This is a genomic window from Caecibacteroides pullorum (genome assembly GCF_019239235.1).
Lineage (GTDB): Bacteria > Bacteroidota > Bacteroidia > Bacteroidales > Bacteroidaceae > Bacteroides > Bacteroides pullorum.
The window spans coordinates 37,698-61,177 of record NZ_JAAZTS010000003.1 but is presented as its reverse complement, the minus strand read 5'-3'; the positions used below and the strand labels follow the sequence as shown (position 1 = coordinate 61,177).

Here is a 23,480-nt window from a genome sequence, read left to right as displayed (position 1 = left end):
TATGGAAAAACAACCACAAACAACGCCGAAGAACGGCCTCATCTATGGTCTGAACGACCGCCCACCTTTCCGCGAAGCTTTCTTCGCCGCACTGCAACATCTACTGGCCATCTTCGTGGCCATCATCACACCGCCGCTCATCATCTCGGGCGCACTGAAACTTGATACTGAAACAACGGGCTATCTCGTATCCATGGCCCTCATCGCCTCGGGCATCGCCACCTTCGTGCAATGCCGCCGCTTCGGCTTTATTGGTACGGGGCTGCTGTGCATCCAGGGTACCAGCTTCTCGTTCATCGGCCCCATCATTGCTGCGGGCACCACGGGCGGACTGGCACTGGTCTTCGGATCGTGCATGGCAGCCGCTTCGGTAGAAATGATTATCAGCCGCCTGCTGAAGTACACACGAAAGATTATCACCCCGCTCGTGTCGGGCATCGTAGTGACCCTCATCGGCATGAGCCTCATCAAGGTGGGTATCACGGCCTGCGGAGGTGGTGCAGCAGCCCAGGCCGACGGAACATTTGGAAGCCTGCGCTACGTAGGCCTGGCAGCCTTGGTACTGGTACTTATTCTGATCTTCAACCGAAGCAGTAACCGGTACCTGCGCATGAGCTCCATCGTCATCGGCCTGGCTACGGGCTACGTCGTGGCGTGGCTGATGGGCATGACTGACTTCGGTTTGGTACAGAGTTTCGGCGGTGTCACCGTCCCCCACCCCTTCCGTTTCGGGTTGGATATCAGCCTGTCTGCCGTACTGGCACTGGCACTGATTTTTGTCATCACGGCTATCGAGGCGTACGGCGACATCACGGCCAATTCCATGATTTCGGGCGAACCGGTCGAGGGCGAAGTCTTCATCCGACGGGCGTCGGGCGGCATCTTTGCCGACGGCTTCAACTCCATGATTTCGGGCATGCTCTGCGCTTTCCCCAATTCGGTGTTCGCACAAAACAACGGCATGATACAGCTGACTGGCGTGGCCAGCCGCTACGTGGGCTACTACATAGCAGGCATGCTTGTCGTGCTGGGACTGTTCCCCGCTGTAGGACTGGTATTCTCGCTGATGCCCGAACCGGTATTGGGAGGTGCTACGCTGCTAATGTTCGGTACGGTGGCAGCAGCAGGTATCCGCATCATCGCCGCGCAGGAGATGAACCGCAAGGCCACGCTGGTCATTGCCGTCAGTTTCTCGCTGGGGCTGAGCGTTGAACTGGTGCCCGAAATTCTGTGCCAGCTGCCCGAAACACTGCGCAACATTTTCGCATCGGGCATCACGACGGGCGGCCTGACTGCCATCGTAGCGAATGCGCTGATACGAATCAAGGAATAGACGAACAAACCTTACTTAAATCAACTTCAAATCTTTAGCTATCCTGCAAGCCTCGATAGAATTCTTCACTTGCAGGTTAGCTAAAATTTCTTGTCTGTGACGACTGACCGTATTTATACTGATAGAAAGCAGTCTGGCTATTTCCTTACTCGTCAAACCTTTGTCTATCATAGTCAATATCTGCCTTTCCCTGGCAGACAATATCTTCTTGCTATTTTGTTTTTCCAGTTCTGTGACATGTCCCGTAACAGAATTGACTATCATGCACTGTGAAGGAAGTTCAATGGTCAGAGGACCGTACAGGCACAATGCCAGCCAAAGGCTGTCACTGGAAGGAAGCAGAACATAAAACATCCGATGCAACACAGACAGATAACTTCCCGTGCAGCTCATCATTCGTATCTTGCTGGCCAGATAATAATCGGAACGTTTTCTTTTGGGCTGCCGTTTCATGAAATGGTAGAAACAAAGTTCCTGCCAGTGCTTGTTCTCCAAATCATCCTGATGCATAAGCCCGAAAAGTTCTTTTTCCCAAATGGAAGAAACTTTATCCTCCCGTTTCCTTCCTCCTCTTTCAAGCATTTGCGAGAAGCCACCATAATAGATATAGCTGGATCGGGTACGCAAGTCACTCAATACAGCAATCACATTCTCCATCCGAGCATAGTTACAGGCAATATCCTTGTATCTGACCAGCATTTCATCATAGGGCTGGTCTCCTGTAAAGTCTTGCATGGAAAATTCTTTGTTCAATATATCCACAGTATCCATCTGTCCGAAAAAGAATGGTTATTATTAATCATTGCAGGTTCGTTTACAACGATTTACCTTTGCAAAGGTAAAAAAAAGAATAGTTATTCACGGTAAACGGAAAAGATTACATAAAAAATTATATGAATATGAAGAAGTCAATGTTGTTAAGCGGATGTATGGTTGCCGCTTCATGTGTCTGCATGGCACAATCATTGGAAAAGATGCAATGGTTCAACGAACCGGAACAGTGGGAAATCAAGAACAACACGCTCCTGATGGATGTCACACCACAAACTGACTATTGGCGGATATCCCATTATGGATTTACCGTAGATGATGCCCCTTTCCTGTATGCGTTGCGCGGAGGGGAGTTTGAAGTCAAGGTGAAAATATCGGGTGATTATCAGGCCCGTTTCGACCAGGCAGGACTGATGCTGCGTATCGATCATGAGAATTATATCAAGGCCGGTATCGAGTTTGTGGACGGGAAATACAATCTGAGTACGGTTGTAACCCATCATACGAGTGACTGGAGCATCATTCCGCTGGAAAAACCTATACCCTTTATCTGGATTAAGGCGATCAGAAGGCTGGATGCCGTAGAAATTTTCTATTCCTTCGACGATAAAGAATATACCATGATGCGAAATGCCTGGCTACAAGACAACCGTCCCGTCATGGTAGGTATCATGGGAGCCAGTCCCGACGGCAATGGATTCAGCGCACTGTTTGAAGATTTTTCCATCAAACATCTACCCGACCAGCGCCGAACAGAATGGCTGAAGAAGAACACTTCAAACCAATAACAGACCGTGTTGTAAAAACCCTTTCATACTGCCCCCTCGGACGAAGATTACAAGATCTTGATTCATCCGTAAGGGCAGCCTGACAGGGCTCATCCATACCTCATACCTACTTCCTAAATCCTTTCCTCAACTCTTCCTTCACATCCTGTACCACCCCCATCGGGATGTCCTTGTCCACCTTCAGCGAAATGGTCATATCGGACTTGCCGGAACGGAAGGCCTTCATTTCTTTCCGAAGTTCGTCCAAGGAAAAGTTCTTCAGTGTCTTGCTTTGGCCGGAAACAAGCAGCGTCACTTCCAGCGGTAGTTTCTCCGTAGCGTCCACCACCATTTTCTTATATTCCTTCGGCTTTGCAAACGTGGCGAGGATGGGGAATGCCTTGTCCAGAGCGGCTTCATCTGTTGTACCCAGCTCGGCAGCGACCTCCCGGCGAAGCTGCTGATAGACTTCCTTCACCGTACGCAAATAGAGGCGCATGGCTTCGGTAGTCGTCCCACGATCGTAGTGTATCTGCAAATTGGAACGGAACGGCTGTCCCGACTGTTTTGCCTGTTGATAATCTTTCCGCAAGGCGTCGGCCAGATGCTTGCGGATAAAGTCGGCACAATCAGTCTTTGCCCCTTGCCGGTCTATCATAATCTGATTTCTCATGTTGACAAAGAGCGTGTGTGCCGCCTCTCCCAGGGCAGGAGCTACGCTACCTCCGCCTTCTCTGAACTTCCGCGCGAAATATTGCTCCAACAGTTCGCGCTCGTCCTGACGGACGGTGTCCTGCAAGGGTTCGCAGACTTGCGGCTTCACCACCTGTTCCACCGCGTTCTTCACTTCGGGCCGGGCAAACGCATAGAGCGTCCCCGACACCACCGGCACGAAAAGCAACAGCTTCAGTCGAGCCAGTCCGTTGGTTCTTTTCTTTAACATCATATTGATACGTTGTTTTAGCTTGCTGTGTCCAAATCCGCTGGCCATAGAGTAGAGCCTTGTGCCGACGGATTTCTTCACGAGCAAAAGTTGATATTGAGTGGCATCGATGCCATGAGAAAGTACGCCGCTGTCTGCTTCAAACTCGTGCACTTCGCGCAGTTCGCGCATCAGCAGCCAGGCGGCAGGGTTGAACCAATGGAACACAATCAGCAGTTCCATCCACAGCAGGTCAGCCGTGTGGCAGTAGTGCAGGTGCATCCGCTCATGCAGCAGCACCGTTTCGCGGTTCTGCTCATAGTCTTCCTGCGAGAGGACGACGGTCCGCCCCCAACTGAAGGATTGTTGTCCGCACGGACCGATGACCAGCCGGTAGCCGCCACACTCCCTAACGGAACAACGGCGCACCAACTGCCGCATACGTCCATGCGAAAGCAGAAAGAAACCCAACGTCATCACCGCTCCACCTGCATAAAGAGTCACCAGCATGTACAACCAGTCAAACGACGTTTCCGACCGCGATGTCTTTGTCAACCCAGCGGTCTCTGCAAGGCGCATCAAGTCCGCATCTGCTTCGGACAACGTACCTTCTGCCGAGGCTTCCTCCGCCAAAGGTTTCGTCAATACGGCTTCCACCGCTACCAAAGGGCGTTGCCACAGGCTTTCCTGCGATACGTCTACCTGCACCAAAGGCAGCAACAGGCAGCCAGCCGTACCGCCCAACAGCAGAAAGCGGTTGGTGCGAAACAGCGTATCACCCCTGAAGCACAGCCGGAAGAGCAGATAAAGCATCGCCAGGCAGAGCGTAGACTTGAACAGATAGAACAGAAAGGCACCCATATCCCTGTCAGGCTTGGCGTTTGTTTTCAATCCGCGCTATCAGCTCCTTCAGCTCGTCGAGCGGCATGCCCTCCTCTTCGACAAAGGCGGAGACAACGTTGGCAAAGGAATTGTCGTAGTAATGGGCCACAACCTCGTTCAGTGCCGAACGCTTGTAGTCCTTCGCCGACACCAGCGGATAATACTGGTAGGTATTACCGTAGGCCTTATAACCCACGAATCCTTTCTCTTCCAACCCGCGCACCAGCGTAGACACGGTATTGTAGTGAGGCTTCGGTTCTTCATAGAAAACCAGGAGTTCGCGGACAAACATAGGACCATGTTCCCAGAACATCCGCATGATTTCTTCTTCTTTTACGGTCAGTCGTTTCATAATCGTCTTGCTTTACATCATTGAACAATGCAAAGATAACAATTATTTTCAAACAAACAACTAAACATATTAGTTTATCAACTATAAATTGCAGTAGATTAACTAAAGTTAGCAGTAGTCTAACGAATATTCCTATTGAGAAACCTTATAAACAATAGCCTCAAGAATTATTTTTCTATCTTTTGAGGTAACACTTTATTCAAAACCAGATAACCTAGAAAACCTGAAAGTACCGTTCCGAGTAAAACACCAAATTTCGCCTGATTAAGTAATTCTGGATGGCATTCAGCAAACGAGAGATTGGCAATGAAAAGAGAAACCGTAAAACCAATTCCTCCTAACAACGAAACACCCGTCAGGTTTTTCCAATTCATACCTTCGGGCATACGAGCCACCCCAAACTTGATAGCAGCCCAGGTAAAGACCAGAATACCCAAGAACTTACCAACCAGAAGTCCAACAGCAACAGCCGTACTCACATTTCCTACCAAACTATCGCCACTACCCAAAACCACTCCGGCATTGGCAAAAGCAAACAAAGGAAGAATGACAAAGTTGACAAGGCCATGCAGATTGTCTTCCAGCGACTGGAGGGGACTGATGACATGGTCCGAAGCCCTTTCCACCCGTTTCAATTTAGCGATTTGTTCTTTAGTCAATACAATATGATCCGAGTTCACCACCGGAAACTCATCAATGATACCACGTATCTTCTCTATATATTTGCCTGCATCCAGACGAGGACGAGCCGGTATCACAAAAGCAAGAATCACACCCGAAATGGTACTGTGAATACCAGACTGCAGGAACAGATACCAGATAATGACACCAAAAAACAGATAAAACAACTTTTCTGTCACCCCCATGCGTCCCATATAATAAAGGAAAAGATAAAGAATAAAAGCCGCTACCAGATACCAATAAGACACATGCCCGCTATAGAAAATAGCTATTACCAAAATACCACCAATGTCATCGACCACAGCAAAGGCCGTGAGAAAAATCTTCAGACACAAGGGAACACGCTTACCCAGCAAGCTCAATACACCTAGTGAGAAAGCAATATCAGTAGCCATCGGAATAGCCATTCCTTGCATTTCTGGAGAACTGGGTTCGACCAAAAGGAAATAAATGACAACCGGCAAAATCATACCGCCACATGCGGCAATGAAAGGCAGGATTGCCTTGCGAAACGAAGACAATTCACCTACCAACAGCTCACGCTTGATTTCAAGTCCAACAGCCAAAAAGAAAATAGTCATCAGGCAGTCATTGATGAATTGCAACATGGTCAGCGGATGGCCTCCATGCGAAAACAGATTGAAATCGCCTATTCGTAAATGCAGCTCATGGGACAAAAAGCTGTTATAGGCAGGTGCCAACGAAGAATTAGCCACTACGGCAGCCAGAATAGCTGTCACAAACAACAAAACACTCGCCACAAGATTGAGCGACGAGATGTTTTTCATGGAACGCAAAATAATCATAAATAGCCTCGATTAGGGGGTTATATATGTAAAATCAAAGTAATAGTTAATCCAACTTCAGCACAGCCAGGAACGCCTTCTGCGGCACTTCCACGTTGCCAATCTGCTTCATGCGTTTCTTACCTCGTTTCTGCTTTTCCAGCAACTTGCGCTTACGACTCACGTCACCGCCATAACACTTGGCCGTCACATCCTTACGCACAGCCTTAATGGTTTCGCGAGCAATGATCTTGGCACCGATAGCTGCTTGAATAGCTATTTCGAACTGCTGACGCGGGATGAGTTCCTTCAATTTCTCACACATGCGACGGCCCAGTTCATAAGCATTGTCGAAGTGCGTCAGCGTAGACAAGGCATCTACCGGCTCACCATTGAGCAGGATGTCCAGCTTCACCAGTTTGGACGGACGGAAACCGTTGGGATGATAGTCGAACGAGGCATATCCTTTGGAGATACTCTTCAGCTTATCATAGAAATCGATAACGATTTCACCCAATGGCATATCATAGTATATTTCCACACGGTTGCCCGAAATATACTCCTGCTTCACCAGTTCACCGCGCTTGCCAAGACAAAGAGTCATAATCGGTCCGATGTAGTCGGTGGTCGTGATGACCGAAGCACGGATATAAGGCTCCTCGATATGGTCTATCATCGTAATATCGGGCATGCTGCCGGGGTTGTGTACCTCCATGACATGTCCCTGCTTGTCGTAAACATTATAAGAAACGTTGGGCACGGTGGTGATGACGTTCATATCGAATTCACGGTCCAGACGTTCCTGAACAATCTCCATGTGAAGCAGACCCAGGAAGCCACAACGGAAACCGAAGCCCAAGGCCAACGAAGATTCGGGTTGGAAAGTCAGCGACGCGTCATTCAGTTGGAGTTTCTCCAACGAAGAACGCAGGTCCTCGAAATCTTCAGCCTCGATAGGATAGACACCAGCAAACACCATCGGCTTCACTTCCTCAAAGCCTGCAATAGCCTTGTCGCACGGACGGGCAATGTGCGTAATGGTATCACCCACTTTCACCTCACGTGAAGTCTTGATACCTGAGATAATATAACCCACGTCACCCGTTCGCAGTTCGTCTCGAGGCACCATGTCCATCTTCAACACGCCTACCTCGTCGGCATCATACTCCTTGCCGGTATTGAAGAACTTAACCTTATCTCCCTTACGAATGATACCGTTCTCTATTTTAAAATAGGCAATGATACCACGGAAGGAATTGAACACCGAGTCGAAAATCAGCGCCTGCAACGGAGCATTTTCATCGCCTTCGGGATGGGGAATGCGTTCGATAACGGCAGCCAATATCTCTTCCACACCCATGCCCGTCTTGCCCGATGCACGAATGATCTCCTCGCGCTTGCAGCCAAGAAGTTCCACGATCTCATCTTCCACTTCTTCGGGCATGGCACTGGCCATGTCACATTTGTTGATGACAGGGATAATTTCCAGATCATGTTCAATGGCCATATAAAGGTTTGAGATAGTCTGCGCCTGCACCCCCTGTGATGCATCCACAATAAGCAACGCTCCTTCACAGGCAGCAATAGAGCGTGACACTTCGTACGAGAAGTCCACATGTCCCGGCGTGTCAATCAGGTTCAGGATATATTTCTCACCCTTGTACACATATTCCATCTGAATAGCATGGCTCTTAATAGTAATCCCTCGTTCCTTCTCCAGATCCATGTCGTCCAGCATCTGGCCTTCGGTCACTTGAATAGTATTGGTAAATTCCAGCAGTCGGTCTGCCAGTGTCGATTTCCCGTGGTCAATATGGGCTATGATACAAAAGTTGCGTATATTCTTCATTTGAAAGTCATAATAAATAAAAGCGGGCACAAATATACGGAAAAAAAGCGAGTTTTTAAATTAGTTTTCTTAGGAGATAAAAGCTAACTTTGCAAAAAACTAACCAGAAGAAGATATGACATTCAAAAGGATAGTAGCAGTAGACGAAACCCTACTCAATGCCAATGCTCTTGCCCGTCTCCATTCATTAGGTGAAGAAGTAGAAATCTACCACGATTTCCCTACCGAAGAAAGTGAAATAATCCGCCGTATCAGTGCTGCCGACTGCCTGCTGGTATCTTTTCGTACCCCTATCCGCCGCAACGTGCTTGATGCTTGTCCCAATCTGCGCTACATCGGCATGTGTTGTACGCTCTACAACCCGGAAAGTAGCAATGTCGATGTCATCGAAGCACGACGTAGGGGGATCACCGTATTAGGAATAAAAGACTATGGCGACGAAGGAGTTGTCGAATATGTAATCAGCGAATTGGTGCGGCTACTCCATGGTTTCGGAGGCATCCGCTGGGAAAAAGAAAGTACCGAACTGACAGGAAGAAAAGTAGGCATCATTGGCTTGGGGAAAACCGGCGGCATGATAGCAGACGCCCTTCAAATTTTTGGAGCCAATCTGTGTTACTACAGTCGTACCCGTAAACCCGATGCAGAAGCCAAAGGCGTCACATACCGACCACTGGACAAGCTATTAAGCGAAGCAGAAATTGTTTGTACCTGCTTGCCTCGCAACAACTACCTGCTAGGCGAAAATGAGTTCCACCTGATGGGGAACGGGAAAATACTGGTCAACACCTCCGTTGGAGCCACTTTTCAAACAGAAGCTTTAAAGAAATGGCTTCAAGAGTGTTCTTCCAATTATTATCTATGTGACGCTACGGGTATGGGAACATTGGCAGAAGAATTCACTCCCTTTCCCAACGTTCTTTACACGCCCTATATCTCCGGTAAGTCCATTCAAAGCATAGAACGCCTATCCCAAAAGGCCTTGAGCAATATAGAGAGCTATCTAAACACGCATTAAACCTTTGCGACACACAGGCATATAAAAAAGATGCGCTGACGGGTATTCCCCGCCAACGCATCTTTTTTATAGTCTTTCAGATAAAATTAGTTCAGCTTTACAAACAATTCACCTTCTACTTCAGAAGTAGAGATTTTGTCTTCTCTCAGCAACCATCCCAGACCCAGATACAAATCTTTGTCGACCAACTTTGTTGCTTTCTTGATCTGTTTAGCAGTCAAGCCTTCAGTTTCATTCAGTGCGTTCCAAATTTTTCCTGCTGTTTCACCAGCTTTTTCTTTCAACATTTTCTTCAAATTTAAGTTAGACATGCCATAAAATCGAACCTCTCTGATGGTTTCAGATTTTATTTTGCGTGCAAAGATAGTTATTTTTATGTTATTTAGCACATTATTACTGTTTTTTTTCAAGCTTATGTAAGAAAAAGAGGTAAATCAACGTTCGTCAAGTGCCACTTTAGCGGCGTAAAGTCCCTCTTTAGAAATCTAAAGTGCCACTTTATGAATGCCAATATGGATGTTACTAACCACACATCAAAATTCTTCCATTCCAACAAACTGACTCCATCTCTCTTTTTCCTACTATCTTTTTTCACGTTCTATATTCATCATTCACGCTTTCACGCCATCACAACACAATGATTTACTGACTGATATAGTGAAAGCAAGATCTTTCACGGTGAAAGCAACAATCAGTGTGCAATCTTGACGCGAACATAACACCATACAAATTTATCATCACCCTTAATAGAGTTTTTTAAGTAGATATTTTGACAACAACTAAAAAAGCAGATGCGATTTACAAATATTTTCCAATCAGAATCTGAAAGTTTTTATAACTTTGCTCCAAGCTACTTTGTGAATAAAAATACCATCATTTATTAACCTGGACATCGGCATGACACAACCCAAATTTATCATCACGCTGGACGGGTATTTCCGCCTGGGAATGGTTTACCAACATAAAGACCTGCTACAGGCAGGCGACCAATGTATCGGTGGAGGTTATTACCGCTTTGACTATGTATCGAACCGGATTATCCTTGACAGAAGTTCGTATGACTTCGGCAAACCGAAATGGCACCTACTGGACACACTAAAAGTGCCGTCGGTCTATCGTAACCTACGCATTGTCTATCTGTATGACGACGGTTATCACGAAGACTTCAACGTAAGCGACGAACTGGAAATAGAGTATTACGATTAATAGAAAGTATCCAATACTAAGGCATTATCAAATGCCATTCTTTCTTTCCAAATACTCTACCCAAATACGGGCTGCCTCTTCGACCATGTGAGTACAGGGACGTTTGGCATAATATTGCTTGGTACGTTCATCGGGAATACTTGTAATTTCAGGCTTCTTTAACCCCAAAAGTTCAGCACATATCAACGAACCATTGCGTCTCTTGAACTCTTCGGCCAACTGCTGTACAAGGGCATAGTTAGCTCCTTTGCTTTCACGGTCTTTTCCTTCAATTGCACATTTCTCCAGTCCAGCCAACATGAACAAGCCGCAGGCTGCACCACACGTCATACGCATACGCCCGATACCGCCACCAAACGAAGCGGCCATGTGCAAAGCCTGTTCCTCGGTAAAGCCGTATTGGTCGGCAAAAGCCGTCACTACCGACTGGGCGCAATTAAAACCACTCTTGAAGAGAGCAACAGCCTTTTCTATTCTTTTCTCGTTTTCTTCCATATATTTTCTATCACAAGATTTATGTTTACAACAATTCTGATACAATCAACCAAATATTGAGTACCGTAACAACAGAAGCTATAAAATAGAGCACTCCACTACTCCACCGGCTATTGGCATACGGTCCCATCACTCGACGTGAAGAGGTCAGACCAACCTGAAGGAAAACCGTAAACGGCAACTGGAGACTCAATACCATCTGCGAAATCAGTAATCCCTTGAAAGGATCGCCAATAAAGAATATCAATAACAAAGCCACACCTAACGAAAGCACAACGCCAACCTGGGAATGGCTGTCCTTGATATGATAGGACTCACCAAACATACCAGCAAAAATGGAACCTGCCGCCATACCACTGGTGATAGTAGACGAAATGCCTGCCATAAGCAAAGCCAAGGCAAAGATGACGGCGGCATTGCTGCCCAATAATGGTTCAAGTAGTGACTTGGCCTGCTGAAGTTCGTCCACGGGAACGCCTGCCTGAAAGAAAGTGGAAGCAGCCAGTAGAATCATAGCACTGTTGATAGCCCAACCTACCAGCATGGAGAATAGGGTATCAAACAGTTCGTACTTCAAGACACGACGAATGGAAGCATCGTCCTGCTTATTGTATTCGTGACTCTGGATAACTTCAGAGTGCAGGAACAGATTGTGAGGCATGACGACGGCCCCCAGCACACTCATGACAATGAGCATGCTACCCTGAGGCAACGAAGGCGTAACCCATGAAGCAGCCGCCAACGTCCAGTCAATTTTTACCAAGAATAGTTCGTAAATGAACGAAAGTCCGATGATGGAAACAAAAGCTATAATAGCCCGCTCAATTTTTTTATAGGAATTGGTGAAGAGCATCAGCAGCACAAATACGGTAGTGAGCACTGCTCCCCACGGAATGGGAATGCCAAACAGCATCTGCAAAGCAATAGCTCCACCCAAGATTTCAGCCAAAGATGTGGAGATGGAAGCCAAGACAGCTGTTGCCAATATGGGCTTTGAGACCCAGGCAGGGGTGTATTTCGTAGCAGCTTCGGATAGACAGAGACCAGTAACGATACCCAAGTGGGCTACGTTGTGTTGCAGGATAATGAGCATAATGGTAGACAAGGTCACTACCCACAAAAGAGCATAGCCAAACTCTGAACCTGCGGCAAAATTGGATGCCCAATTACCAGGATCGATAAAACCAACCGTCACCAGCATACCCGGCCCGATATACTTAAGCACATCGAGTCCACCCAAATAACGTTTATGATCTTTCCGTTTAAGATCCTTCAGAATGTTCTTCATATCCCTTTATTATACTCGACAAAAATACAAAATAATGTGATAAAAAAAGCCGGAAGGATAATTTCCATCCGGCTTTTAAATTATAAACAAGAATTAAAGGCATATTGTTCAATATCCCATTTCATGAAGTGCCTGACAAAGCTGGTCGGGACACGATGTAGGACGCATACCACAACGGATACCCTCAAGACGGCTGATGACATCCTTTACAGGCATGCCTTTCACCAACCGGCAGATACCCTGCAGATTACCGTTACAACCGCTCCAGAACTCGATATCCTTGATGATACCGTCTTCCACTTCAAGATTGATATCAGTACTGCACGTACCTTTTGTTTTGTAATGGTAAGTCATTTCAATAGATTATTCCTCTTCGGGCTTCATATTGGTATAAACCGTCTGTACATCGTCGAACTCTTCCAGACGCTCAATCATCTTATTGATTGTCTCGCGGTGCTCGGGCTCGATGTCCTTCAGATCGTTGGGGATATAGGTGAAGTCACCACCGACATCTTCGAAACCGCACTCTTCAAGGTGTTTCTGGATAGCTGCATAGCTCTTCGGATCACCATAAATAGTGATAGTGCCTTCTTCCTCGTCTTCTTCGTAGTCTTCGTCTACATCGAAATCGATCATGTCGAGAATGAATTCTTCCATGTCCATGCCATCTTTCTTCTTGAACGTGAACACGCATTTGTGGTCGAAGAGGAAAGCCAGCGAACCCATTGTACCAAGGTTGCCGCCAAACTTGTTGAATACCGAACGGACATCGGCAACAGTACGGGTAGGATTGTCGGTCAGCGTATCTACAAATACAGCAATGCCGTGAGGGCCGTAGCCTTCGTATGTCATGCCCTTGTAGTCGCTCTGGTCCTTACCCATTGCATTCTTGATGGCACGTTCGATATTGTCCTTCGGCATGTTCTCACGCTTACAAGTGGCGATAACTGAACGCAATGTAGGGTTGTTTTCAGGTTCCGGACCGCCAGCCTTTACAGCGATGGCGATTTGTTTGCCCAGACGTGTAAATGTTTTGGCCATGTGGCCCCATCTTTTCAGCTTGGTAGCTTTTCTATATTCAAACGCTCTTCCCATGGGAGTAATGTTTTTATTTTGATTTTAAATGATTCGTTCAATTAGTTTTATCTCAGTTTGGCATCCAGCTTGTTCTGCAAGTTGGCGATGAGCTTCTGCATAATCTTGTCGATCTGCTTCTCGTTGAGCGTGGCATTTTCGTCCTGCAACAGGAAGCTGACGGCATAACTCTTCTTACCGGCTTCGAGATTCTTGCCTTCGTACACATCGAACAACTCAACGGATTTCAAGAGCTTCTTCTCGGTTTCATAAGCAATCTTCTCGATTTCGGCAAACTGGATTTTCTTGTCGAGCAGCAGAGCCAGGTCGCGTTTCACAGCCGGGAACTTGGAAATTTCCGTATAGCTGACCTTGATATTCTTGATAGCCTTCATCAGCTCGTTCCAGTTGAGGTCGGCGTAGAAGACTTCATTTTCGATATCGAAAGCTTTCAGAATCTTACGCGTCACAACGCCGAACGTTGCCAGACGTTTTCCTCCACGTGTGTTTACAGACAAAGCAGCTGCATAGATATCGTCGGTCAGGTTACCGATAACCAAGTCGTGCATGTGTAGACCTACACGGGCCAAGATATTCTCTACATAGGCCTTGAGTTCGTATACCGAACTGTCTTCATCGGCATGTGCCCACGAGTTGGACACCTTCTTACCGGTAAGCCACAAGCCCAGATGATACTCTTCTGAATAGGCGGCAAGAGGTTTCTCGTCGTTCTTCTTTTCGGCATTGAAGTGGTAGCAGTTACCGAATTCGAAGAACTTCAGGTCGGCATTCTTACGGTTGGCATTGCGCACGATGCTTTCCAAACCACCGAAGAGGAGAGTCTGACGCATGGCGTTCAAATCAGCACTCAACGGATTCATCAGCATTACCAGATTGGCAGACGGATAAGATTCCAACCCGTCATAATAGGCGGCACGCGTCAACGAATTGTTCAGGATCTCGTTGAAGCCGGCACCTACCAGCTGTTCGGAAATGAGGTTCTGTATCTTGTTCGACTTGTCACACTCACCCTTTGTGGTCAGGCTGGACTTCAAGGTCGTAGGTATCTCTACATTATTATATCCATAGATACGGAGGATATCTTCGATGACATCGCAATCGCGCTGCACGTCTACCCGATAGGGAGGCACGTCGAGCGTCAGTCCTTCAGAGGTTTCACTTACAATCTTCATCTCCAAGCTCTTCACGATGCTCTTGATGGTCTCTACAGGAATGGTCTTGCCGATGAGTGAATGTACCTTTTCGTAAGGAAGCTCTACGCGGAAGTCGGCCACAGGACCTGCACATACATCCTTAATCTCGGATGAAATGGTACCTCCGGCCAGTTCCTTCACCATCAGGGCAGCCAGTTTCAGGCAGTAGATGACACTGTTGGGGTCAATGCCACGCTCAAAACGGAATGAAGCATCGGTGCTCAAGCCATGACGACGGGCCGTCTTGCGCACCCAAGTGGGATGGAAATAGGCACTCTCAAGGAATACATCCTTGGTAGCTTCAGTAGAACCAGAGTTCAGTCCGCCAAATACACCAGCGATACACATGGCTTCTTCTCGGTTGCAAATCATCAGGTCGCGTTCGCTCAACTTACGCTCCACGCCGTCCAATGTCACGAAAGGTGTGCCTTCGGGCATAGTCTTCACGATAACCTCTCCCCCTTTGATGGTGTCGGCATCGAAGCAGTGCAACGGCTGGCCAAAAGCATGGACGATATAGTTGGTAATATCGACTACATTATTAATAGGACGCAGGCCAATGGTGCGGAGCTTGTCCTGCAACCAGGCGGGACTTTCCTTGACCGTAACACCTTTGACTGTAACGCCGGCATAATGAGGACAGGCCTCAGCGTTTTCGACCGTCACGTTGATGTCCAGATCGTGGTTTTCGACGGCAAAAGCCTCTACCGACGGACGCTTCAAGGTAGCTGTACGTCCATTCTGAATCAACCAGGCATAGAGGTCGCGAGCTACACCGTAGTGCGAGCAGGCATCAGCACGGTTGGGAGTAATGTCCACTTCGAGCACATAATCGCTCTTCACCTGATAATAATCCTTGGCCAGCGTACCGGGAACTACATCAGCGGGCAGCACGATGATACCGGCATGGTCGGTGCCGATACCTATCTCGTCTTCCGCGCAAATCATTCCATTGGATTCCACTCCGCGAAGCTTTGATTTCTTGATGGTAAAACACTGTTCTCCGTCATAGAGCTTGGTGCCCAGTGTAGCAACTACCACTTTCTGTCCGGCAGCTACATTAGGTGCGCCGCACACAATCTGTACAGGCTCGCCCGAACCGAGATTGACGGTAGTGACGTGCATGTGGTCTGAATTAGGATGAGGAACGCATGTCAGCACTTCGCCAATCACCAGACCTTCCAGTCCGCCCTTGATAGTCTGCACCTCTTCCACACCGCCTGTTTCCAGTCCGATGGAGGTGAGCGCAGCGGCCACTTCGTCCGGCGTCAAGTCGAAATCGACATACTCTTTCAGCCAATTATAAGAGATATTCATATCGTAATGTTTTTTATTGTTTCCAAAAGTGACCTGCAAAGTTAATAAGATTTTTTATTTCGTAGGGAATTATCCCCCAAGAAAATACGCAAAAAGCCCATGCAAGGTCATGAACGTAGCGATACGTCCCTATGAAAGAAGTTTCTGCAATTCGGACTCCAAGCGCAGACGAGCCTCTTCCATCGGCACATCATGCCCCAGTTCCTTTTGCAGGGAAGTGACACCTTTGTCCACAAAACCACAAGGGTTGATGTAACTGAAATAGCGCAAATCGGTATTCACATTAAAGGCTAAGCCATGCATCGTAACGTAATGGCTGCTACGTACCCCGATGGCACAAATTTTACGCGCACGCGACGTGTCTCCTTCCAACCAGACACCTGTAGCCTTGTCCACCCTTCCGGCCACAATACCATAGGAAGCGCACACACCAATGACAGCCTCTTCGAGCAGATGAACATATTCCTTCAGGCCAAGACCAAAATCTTCCAGATTTAAAATGGGATAACACACCTGCTGACCAGGACCGTGATAAGTAATGTCGCCTCCACGGTCAATATGATAATAGGTAGCACCTATCCGCTGAAGTTGCCCTTCGCTCAAGAGCATATTCCGTTCTTTACCGCTACGTCCCAATGTATAGACGTGCGGATGCTCGCAGAAGACAATACGATTCAGATACTTATGACCACACTGCTTGGCCTGTACCAACGTTTCAAAGTATTCAGCCTGCTTTTTCCAAGCCTGCTCATAGGAGATAATTCCCCAATTTTCTACCAATGTTTTCATGTCTGCAAAGGTAAAAGATTTCGAGAAAAACCTTATCTTTGCCGCATAAAAAAATATGATAGCGTTATGGATTTTCCTCACGTTGACCTACCGGTAGACATCATCGCATGGACCGATGTGACCGAAGATATTCTGAACATCTACAAGCAATCATGCCGTCTGAAAGCATGTATTTTCGCCGTGTGCATCGAAGGTACCATCACCGTATCCATCAATCTGATGGAAACAGAAATCAAGCAGGGCGATTTTGTCGTGCTCCTGCCCGGCACCATCATCCAGTTCTATTCCCAACAGGAGAAAGTCCGTATCGGATTTGTAGGGTTCTCAGAGCAGTGCATTACAAAGGTGAATGTCGTCCAATCGACCTTCCACTCCCTCTCTTCCATCCTACGCTCACCTGTACTCCACATCGACCCAGCCGTAGCATCCTACTTTCAAGATTACTTTGCATTGCTGGGCCGCATTACCACCGGCTCTCATACACTGGACACAGAAATGATCCGACACATTCTGGAAGGTATGCTCTATGGCGTGGACAAGCTATACAGCGATGTCCCCATGCAAGACGTCCGGACGCAAAGCCGAAAAGAAGAAATCTGCCGTAAATTGGTGCAACTTGTCATCGAAAACTATACCCACGAACGCCGAGCCCAGTTCTATGCCGACAAAATGGGTATTTCACTACAACACCTGAGTACCACCGTAAAACAAGCTACAGGGAAGAACATTCTTGACATTATCGCCCATGTTGTTCTGATAGATGTAAAATCCAAACTAAAGTCGACCGACATGACCGTACAGGAAATAGCTTATTCGTTAAACTTCCCCAACGCTTCATTCTTTGGCAAATACTTTAAGCGCCATGTCGGAATGAGTCCGCAGGAATATCGAAACAGCTAAACCATTGCCGACAGACGTGCTAAAACAATGAGAAAAAAAATCCTCCTGCTATACACGGATTGAGTAATTAATTCTATATTTGTAGGTACTGTTTCAACAACCGATTATTGTTTTATAAATGAAAACCGAAATGAAAAAACATTCTGTCATTCTACTTGTCATTTTGCTTGCAGCAAGCAGCTTTTTCTTCTCATGCAATGACACAGTGAACCAGCATACAGGCGACTTTACCTTCGACAGTCTTCAAGTAAATCAGACGGCACACCTCTTCGGAGACACAGCCAAACCCGCCTGTAACATCAACATCAATTTCACCTATATCACAAAATCGTCTGACGAACAGATGAAGGACAGTGTAAACAAATACTTCTTGTCCATGTGCTTTGGCGACAAATACATGACAATAGCACCAGAAAACGTACCAGATAAATATGCGGAAACTTATATTGAGAATTACCGCAAAGATCTGGAACCGATGTACAAACAAGAATCCGTAGAAGATTCGGCCAATATCGGTGCATGGTATTCTTATTATAAAGGTTTGGAAGGACACGTACAACTCTACAACGGAAACTTACTTGTTTACCGAATCGACTACAACGAATACACAGGTGGAGCACATGGCGTCTATATGACCTCCTACCTCAATCTAAGACTGGACACCCTGACCCCTATTCGCTTGGATGACTTGTTTGTCCCCAACTATAAGGATGCCCTGACCGATCTGCTTTGGAACCAACTGATGGCAGACAATCAGGTTACAACCCACGAAGAACTTGAAAACATGGGATACACCAGCACAGGAGAACTGACTCCTACTGAAAACTTTTTCCTAGATTCCGATGGTATCACTTTCCATTATAACATTTACGATATTGCACCGTATGTAATGGGAGCCATCCAAATCAAACTGCCTTACGATGCCGTAAGACATCTGTTGAACGAGAATACCATTATCAGCCAAATCAACTGAATTTTATGGAACTGTTATTAAAATATTTCCCCGAACTGGACGAAAAACAAAAGGAACAGTTTGCAGCTCTGGGAGAACTCTATACAGACTGGAATGCCAAAATCAACGTCATTTCACGCAAGGATATTGGCAACCTGTACGAACATCATGTACTCCATTCGCTGGGCATTGCCAAGGTAATCCATTTCAGTCCTGAAACCAAAATCATGGATTTGGGAACTGGCGGAGGATTTCCCGGCATCCCCTTGGCTATCTTTTTCCCGGAAGTCAAATTCCATCTGGTAGACAGCATCGGCAAGAAAGTACGTGTGGCTTCTGAAGTAGCAAACAGTATCGGGCTAAAAAATGTCACTTTCAGCCATGCGCGTGCCGAAGAGATAAAAGACATGTATGACTTTGTGGTGAGTCGCGCAGTAATGCCACTGACCGACCTGATGAAAATCATACGGAAAAAATTCTCTACCCACCAACAGAATGCTTTACCTAATGGACTCATCTGCCTGAAAGGGGGAGAACTGGAACACGAAACGATGCCCTTCCGAAACAAGACCACAATGTGGAATTTGAGCGACTATTTTGACGAAGATTTTTTTGAAACAAAAAAAGTAGTATACGTGGCAGGATAAAAAACAATTTGCCCGAAACAAGCAACAAGAATAAGACCTGTACAAATTATGAAAATAAAAAGATTTGAATTTAATATGTTTCCTGTGAACTGCTACTTGCTGTGGGATGAAACCAACGAAGCGGTAGTCATCGATCCCGGCTGTTTCTACGAAGAAGAGAAACAAGCCCTGAAAGACTTCATCCAGGGAAACAATCTGCAAGTGAAACACCTGCTCAACACGCATCTCCATCTAGACCATATTTTTGGAAATCCATTCATGCTGAAAGAATTCGGATTGAAAGCAGAAGCCAACCAGGCTGATGAATATTGGATAGAGAACGCTCCCAAACAGAGTCGTATGTTCGGCTTCCAGTTCCAGGAAGAGCTTCCACCGTTGGGAAAATACCTGTATGACGGTGATATTATCACTTTCGGTCATACACAACTAGAATGTATCCACGTACCGGGGCATTCACCTGGAAGCCTGGTATATTATTGTGCAGCAGAACACTGCATGTTCTCTGGAGATGTACTTTTCCAAGGAAGCATCGGACGGGCCGACTTGGCTGGAGGTAATTTCGATACACTGATCGAGCATATTTGCAGCCGCCTGTTTGTCCTTCCCAACGAAACGATTGTCTATCCCGGCCATGGGGCTCCGACTACCATTGGAATCGAGAAAGCAGAAAATCCGTTTTTCAGATAAAAGAAAAAAACAATTCATAACCAATAAAACATTTACTATCTTAAATAATATCGCCATGACAAACGACTTTTTATCCCGACGCCATAATGGCATCGGCCCAAAAGATGAAGAGACCATGCTTCGCAAAATAGGCGTGAGCAGCTTAGATGAACTGATCGACAAGACCATTCCCTCGAATATCCGTCTGAAGGAACCACTCTATCTGCCCAAGCCCATGACCGAATACGAGTTTGCACAACATATTGCCCAACTCGCTTCCAAGAACAAACTCTACACAACCTATATCGGTATGGGGTGGTATGGTACCATCACTCCGGCTGTTATCCAACGCAATGTTTTTGAAAATCCGGTTTGGTACACTTCCTATACACCTTATCAGACCGAAGTATCGCAAGGCCGCCTTGAAGCCCTGATGAATTTCCAAACCGCTATATCAGACCTGACAGGAATGCCCTTAGCCAACTGTTCACTGCTAGATGAAGCCACAGCTGCAGCTGAAGCCGTCACTATGATGTACGCCCTCCGTTCGCGCCAGCAACAGAAAGACGGAGCCAACGTTGTATTTGTGGATGAATCTATTTTCCCTCAAACCCTGGCAGTCATGACTACCCGTGCCATCCCTCAAGGCATGGTTCTGCGTACAGGAAAATATAATGAGGCAGAGTTGACATCCGACATATTCGCCTGTGTCCTCCAGTATCCCAATGCCAACGGAAATGTAGAAGATTACCGGACATTCGTAGAGCAAGCCCATACAGCAGGATGTAAAGTAGCGGTTGCTGCCGACATTTTGAGCCTTGCCCTGCTCACTCCCCCGGGTGAATGGGGAGCAGATATCGTATTCGGCTCAACCCAACGACTAGGTACACCCATGTTCTATGGTGGTCCGTCAGCAGCCTATTTCGCTACCCGAGACGAATACAAACGCAACATGCCGGGACGCATCATCGGATGGTCTAAAGACAAATATGGAAAATTATGTTACCGCATGGCACTCCAAACACGTGAACAACACATCAAACGTGAAAAGGCCACCTCAAATATTTGTACAGCACAAGCCTTGCTAGCTACCATGGCAGGATTTTATGCGGTCTATCATGGGCAGGAAGGCATTCGTGCTATCGCTACCCGCATCCACAGCATTGCCGTTTTCTTGGAGAAATCACTCAGTAAACTGGGTTATACGCAAAAGAATTCAGTCTATTTCGACACCTTGCGTTTTTCTCTACCAGAAAGCACTTCTGCCCAACAGATACGTACTATCGCTTTGAGTAAAGAAGTAAACCTACGATATTTTGACAATGGCGACGTTGGCATGAGCATTGACGAAACAACGGATATCGCTGCCATCAACACTCTGCTCGCTATCTTTGCCATTGCCGCTGGAGTCGAAGCACCACAAACAACCGATGTGACCGAAGCTTGCACCCTACCTCAAACATTCCGACGCCAGAGCCCATATTTAACACACGAAGTATTCTGTCGTTATCACACAGAAACTGAAATGATGCGTTACATCAAACGTCTCGACCGCAAGGACATCTCATTGGCTCACTCCATGATTTCTCTAGGATCCTGTACCATGAAGCTCAACGCGGCTGCAGAAATGCTTCCATTGAGTCGTCCTGAATTTATGAACCTCCATCCTCTTGTACCAGAAGATCAAGCTCAAGGGTATCATGAACTGATTCATAATCTCTGCGAGGAACTGAAAATCATTACAGGATTTGCAGGTGTCAGCCTTCAGCCCAACTCTGGAGCAGCAGGCGAGTACACGGGTCTACGCGTTATTCGCGCCTATCTGGAAAGCATCGGCCAGGGACACCGAAACAAGATACTTATCCCTGCATCAGCACACGGAACCAACCCGGCCAGTGCCGTACAAGCCGGTTTTACTACCGTCACCTGTGCTTGTGATGACCATGGCAATGTTGATATGACCGACTTGCGTATCAAAGCCGAAGAAAATAAGGATTCGCTGGCAGCCCTGATGATTACCTACCCCTCTACCCACGGTATTTTCGAAACCGAAATTGTAGAAATATGCAAGATTATCCATGCTTGCGGCGCACAAGTCTACATGGACGGCGCTAACATGAATGCACAGGTAGGTTTAACCAATCCTGGATTTATCGGTGCCGATGTCTGCCACCTAAACCTACATAAAACCTTTGCTTCGCCTCATGGAGGAGGAGGTCCCGGTGTAGGTCCCATCTGTGTAGCAGCCCACCTCGTTCCCTTCTTGCCCGGACATGTACTATTTGGGAACGCTACCAATGAAGTATCTGCAGCTCCTTTCGGCAGTGCAGGTATCCTCCCCATCACGTATGGGTATATCCGCATGATGGGTACAGAAGGTCTGACACGAGCTACCCGTACAGCCATCCTCAATGCCAACTATCTGGCCGCCTGCCTGCAAAACACTTACGGCATTGTTTATCGCGGTGCACAAGGTTTTGTAGGACATGAAATGATTTTGGAGTGCCGCAAGGTACACGAAGAGACTGGTATCAGTGAGAACGATATAGCCAAACGTCTGATGGATTATGGTTATCATGCTCCAACCCTTTCCTTCCCTGTACACGGTACCCTGATGATAGAACCTACCGAAAGCGAAAGCCTGGCAGAATTGGACAATTTTGTGGACGTGATGCTCCACATTTGGGAAGAAATTCAGGAAGTAAAAGAAGGACGCGCCGACAAGACTGATAATGTCCTGCTCAATGCACCTCACCCTGAATATGAGGTTGTGTCCGATCAATGGGAGCACAGTTACACACGGCAGAAAGCCGCTTACCCCACAGAAGCTGTCCGCGAAAACAAGTTCTGGATAAATGTAGCCCGCGTAGACAACACATTAGGTGACCGCAAATTATTGCCTACACGCTACGGAAAATTTGAATAAAAAGGAAAAAACAGAATCATGGATGACGAAAAGAAATGGGAAGTCCTGCACAGTGAATACCTGATCCGTCGCCCTTGGCTAACAGCACGACGTGATCATGTGCGCTTGCCTAACGGTGTGGAAAATCCGGAATATTACGTACTGGAATACCCTGATTGGGTAAATGTCATCGCCCTAACCCGTGACGGACACTTCCTCATGGAACGACAATATCGTCATGGACTACGCTACACCGGCTATGAAATATGTGCCGGTGTATGCGAGCCTGGCGAAGAGCCGATTGATGCCGCACGTCGCGAACTCTATGAAGAAACTGGTTACGGTGGTGGACAGTGGACACACCATATGACAATATCAGCTAATACCAGCACCATGACAAACCTTTGTCATTGCTTTATCGCAACAGATGTAGAACCTATCTCTACCCAACATTTGGAAGAAACAGAGGATATTAGCATCCATCTGCTCACTGCAGATGAGGTGTTCGACTTGTTACGAAAAGACCAAATACGTCAGGCTCTCATGGCAGCTCCGTTATGGAAATATTTTGCTGAAAGGAAATAGTTAATCTATGTTCTGTAAATGACTCAAAAAAGGTGGACAAACCAAGTGAATATAAATCTTGAGTTGCCCACCTTTTTCTATA

22 protein-coding genes are annotated in these 23,480 nt (G+C 46.9%); 10 read left to right on the top strand and 12 right to left on the bottom strand.

Annotation, left to right across the window (positions count from 1 at the left end):
• Window position 1: 1 nt before the first annotated feature.
• Window positions 2-1,333 carry a nucleobase:cation symporter-2 family protein gene (locus HF894_RS03715; protein WP_204971153.1) on the top strand — a complete coding sequence of 444 codons (1,332 nt, stop codon included), beginning with the start codon at window positions 2-4 and terminating at the stop codon, window positions 1,331-1,333.
• A gap of 15 nt (window positions 1,334-1,348) precedes the next feature.
• On the opposite strand, the gene HF894_RS03710 is transcribed toward HF894_RS03715, so the two are convergent.
• Complete coding sequence (locus HF894_RS03710) at window positions 1,349-2,068, bottom strand: response regulator transcription factor (RefSeq protein ID WP_317044822.1); 720 nt, start codon at window positions 2,066-2,068, stop codon at window positions 1,349-1,351.
• 164 nt (window positions 2,069-2,232) lie between these two features.
• On the opposite strand from HF894_RS03710, the gene HF894_RS03705 reads away from it, so the two are divergent.
• Window positions 2,233-2,892, top strand: a complete 660-nt coding sequence (locus HF894_RS03705; protein ID WP_075316798.1) for a DUF1349 domain-containing protein — start codon at window positions 2,233-2,235, stop codon at window positions 2,890-2,892.
• A 106-nt stretch (window positions 2,893-2,998) separates the two neighbouring features.
• Here the strand turns inward: HF894_RS03705 and HF894_RS03700 are convergent, their stop codons facing one another.
• From HF894_RS03700 to lepA, 4 genes are all read right to left on the bottom strand, one after another.
• On the bottom strand, window positions 2,999-4,684 hold the full coding sequence (locus tag HF894_RS03700; protein ID WP_246593116.1) for a M56 family metallopeptidase: 1,686 nt from the start codon (window positions 4,682-4,684) through the stop codon (window positions 2,999-3,001).
• On the bottom strand, window positions 4,662-5,027 hold the full coding sequence (locus HF894_RS03695; protein ID WP_075316796.1) for a BlaI/MecI/CopY family transcriptional regulator: 366 nt from the start codon (window positions 5,025-5,027) through the stop codon (window positions 4,662-4,664). The genes HF894_RS03700 and HF894_RS03695 overlap by 23 nt, the downstream gene beginning before the upstream one ends.
• Before the next feature lie 167 nt (window positions 5,028-5,194).
• Window positions 5,195-6,514 (bottom strand): Na+/H+ antiporter NhaA, encoded by a 1,320-nt coding sequence (nhaA, locus tag HF894_RS03690; protein WP_075316795.1) that lies wholly within the window; start codon window positions 6,512-6,514, stop codon window positions 5,195-5,197.
• A gap of 46 nt (window positions 6,515-6,560) precedes the next feature.
• Window positions 6,561-8,342 carry a translation elongation factor 4 gene (gene lepA / locus HF894_RS03685; protein ID WP_021847669.1) on the bottom strand — a complete coding sequence of 594 codons (1,782 nt, stop codon included), beginning with the start codon at window positions 8,340-8,342 and terminating at the stop codon, window positions 6,561-6,563.
• 115 nt (window positions 8,343-8,457) lie between these two features.
• Here lepA and HF894_RS03680 point away from each other — a divergent pair, with 115 nt between their 5' ends.
• The gene (locus tag HF894_RS03680) at window positions 8,458-9,360 is read left to right on the top strand and encodes a D-isomer specific 2-hydroxyacid dehydrogenase family protein (protein WP_204971152.1); all 903 of its coding nucleotides are present in this window, start codon (window positions 8,458-8,460) and stop codon (window positions 9,358-9,360) included.
• Window positions 9,361-9,446: 86 nt separating this feature from the next.
• Here HF894_RS03680 and HF894_RS03675 read toward each other — a convergent pair whose 3' ends face one another.
• Window positions 9,447-9,647, bottom strand: a complete 201-nt coding sequence (locus HF894_RS03675; protein ID WP_075316793.1) for a winged helix-turn-helix domain-containing protein — start codon at window positions 9,645-9,647, stop codon at window positions 9,447-9,449.
• A gap of 610 nt (window positions 9,648-10,257) precedes the next feature.
• Between HF894_RS03675 and HF894_RS03670 the strand changes: the two genes are divergently transcribed.
• Window positions 10,258-10,566 carry a hypothetical protein gene (locus tag HF894_RS03670; RefSeq protein WP_021847672.1) on the top strand — a complete coding sequence of 103 codons (309 nt, stop codon included), beginning with the start codon at window positions 10,258-10,260 and terminating at the stop codon, window positions 10,564-10,566.
• A 27-nt stretch (window positions 10,567-10,593) separates the two neighbouring features.
• Here HF894_RS03670 and HF894_RS03665 read toward each other — a convergent pair whose 3' ends face one another.
• From HF894_RS03665 to lipB, 6 genes are all read right to left on the bottom strand, one after another.
• A complete protein-coding gene (locus tag HF894_RS03665; protein ID WP_204971151.1) occupies window positions 10,594-11,061 on the bottom strand; it encodes a C-GCAxxG-C-C family protein in 468 nt (155 codons plus the stop codon).
• Between the two features lie 25 nt (window positions 11,062-11,086).
• Window positions 11,087-12,349, bottom strand: a complete 1,263-nt coding sequence (locus HF894_RS03660) for an Nramp family divalent metal transporter (protein WP_021847674.1) — start codon at window positions 12,347-12,349, stop codon at window positions 11,087-11,089.
• A 108-nt stretch (window positions 12,350-12,457) separates the two neighbouring features.
• On the bottom strand, window positions 12,458-12,703 hold the full coding sequence (locus HF894_RS03655) for a TIGR03905 family TSCPD domain-containing protein (RefSeq protein WP_021847675.1): 246 nt from the start codon (window positions 12,701-12,703) through the stop codon (window positions 12,458-12,460).
• A gap of 9 nt (window positions 12,704-12,712) precedes the next feature.
• A complete protein-coding gene (locus tag HF894_RS03650; protein ID WP_021847676.1) occupies window positions 12,713-13,444 on the bottom strand; it encodes a YebC/PmpR family DNA-binding transcriptional regulator in 732 nt (243 codons plus the stop codon).
• 47 nt (window positions 13,445-13,491) lie between these two features.
• A complete protein-coding gene (pheT, locus tag HF894_RS03645; protein ID WP_204971150.1) occupies window positions 13,492-15,954 on the bottom strand; it encodes a phenylalanine--tRNA ligase subunit beta in 2,463 nt (820 codons plus the stop codon).
• Window positions 15,955-16,083: 129 nt separating this feature from the next.
• Entirely contained in the window at window positions 16,084-16,779 is a 696-nt protein-coding gene (lipB, locus tag HF894_RS03640) for a lipoyl(octanoyl) transferase LipB (protein WP_317196521.1), read from the bottom strand.
• 30 nt (window positions 16,780-16,809) lie between these two features.
• Between lipB and HF894_RS03635 the strand changes: the two genes are divergently transcribed.
• The 6 genes from HF894_RS03635 to HF894_RS03610 all read left to right on the top strand — a co-directional run bounded on the left by HF894_RS03635 (window position 16,810) and on the right by HF894_RS03610 (window position 23,398).
• Entirely contained in the window at window positions 16,810-17,643 is an 834-nt protein-coding gene (locus HF894_RS03635) for a helix-turn-helix domain-containing protein (protein WP_021847679.1), read from the top strand.
• A gap of 130 nt (window positions 17,644-17,773) precedes the next feature.
• Window positions 17,774-18,616, top strand: coding sequence for a DUF3298 and DUF4163 domain-containing protein (locus HF894_RS03630; protein ID WP_021847680.1), 843 nt, complete (start codon window positions 17,774-17,776; stop codon window positions 18,614-18,616).
• A gap of 5 nt (window positions 18,617-18,621) precedes the next feature.
• Complete coding sequence (rsmG, locus tag HF894_RS03625; protein WP_204971148.1) at window positions 18,622-19,242, top strand: 16S rRNA (guanine(527)-N(7))-methyltransferase RsmG; 621 nt, start codon at window positions 18,622-18,624, stop codon at window positions 19,240-19,242.
• Between the two features lie 48 nt (window positions 19,243-19,290).
• Window positions 19,291-19,929 (top strand): MBL fold metallo-hydrolase, encoded by a 639-nt coding sequence (locus HF894_RS03620; RefSeq protein ID WP_204971147.1) that lies wholly within the window; start codon window positions 19,291-19,293, stop codon window positions 19,927-19,929.
• 55 nt (window positions 19,930-19,984) lie between these two features.
• Window positions 19,985-22,834 (top strand): aminomethyl-transferring glycine dehydrogenase, encoded by a 2,850-nt coding sequence (gene gcvP, locus HF894_RS03615; RefSeq protein ID WP_204971146.1) that lies wholly within the window; start codon window positions 19,985-19,987, stop codon window positions 22,832-22,834.
• Window positions 22,835-22,852: 18 nt separating this feature from the next.
• The gene (locus HF894_RS03610) at window positions 22,853-23,398 is read left to right on the top strand and encodes an NUDIX hydrolase (protein WP_021847684.1); all 546 of its coding nucleotides are present in this window, start codon (window positions 22,853-22,855) and stop codon (window positions 23,396-23,398) included.
• Window positions 23,399-23,480: the final 82 nt, after the last annotated feature.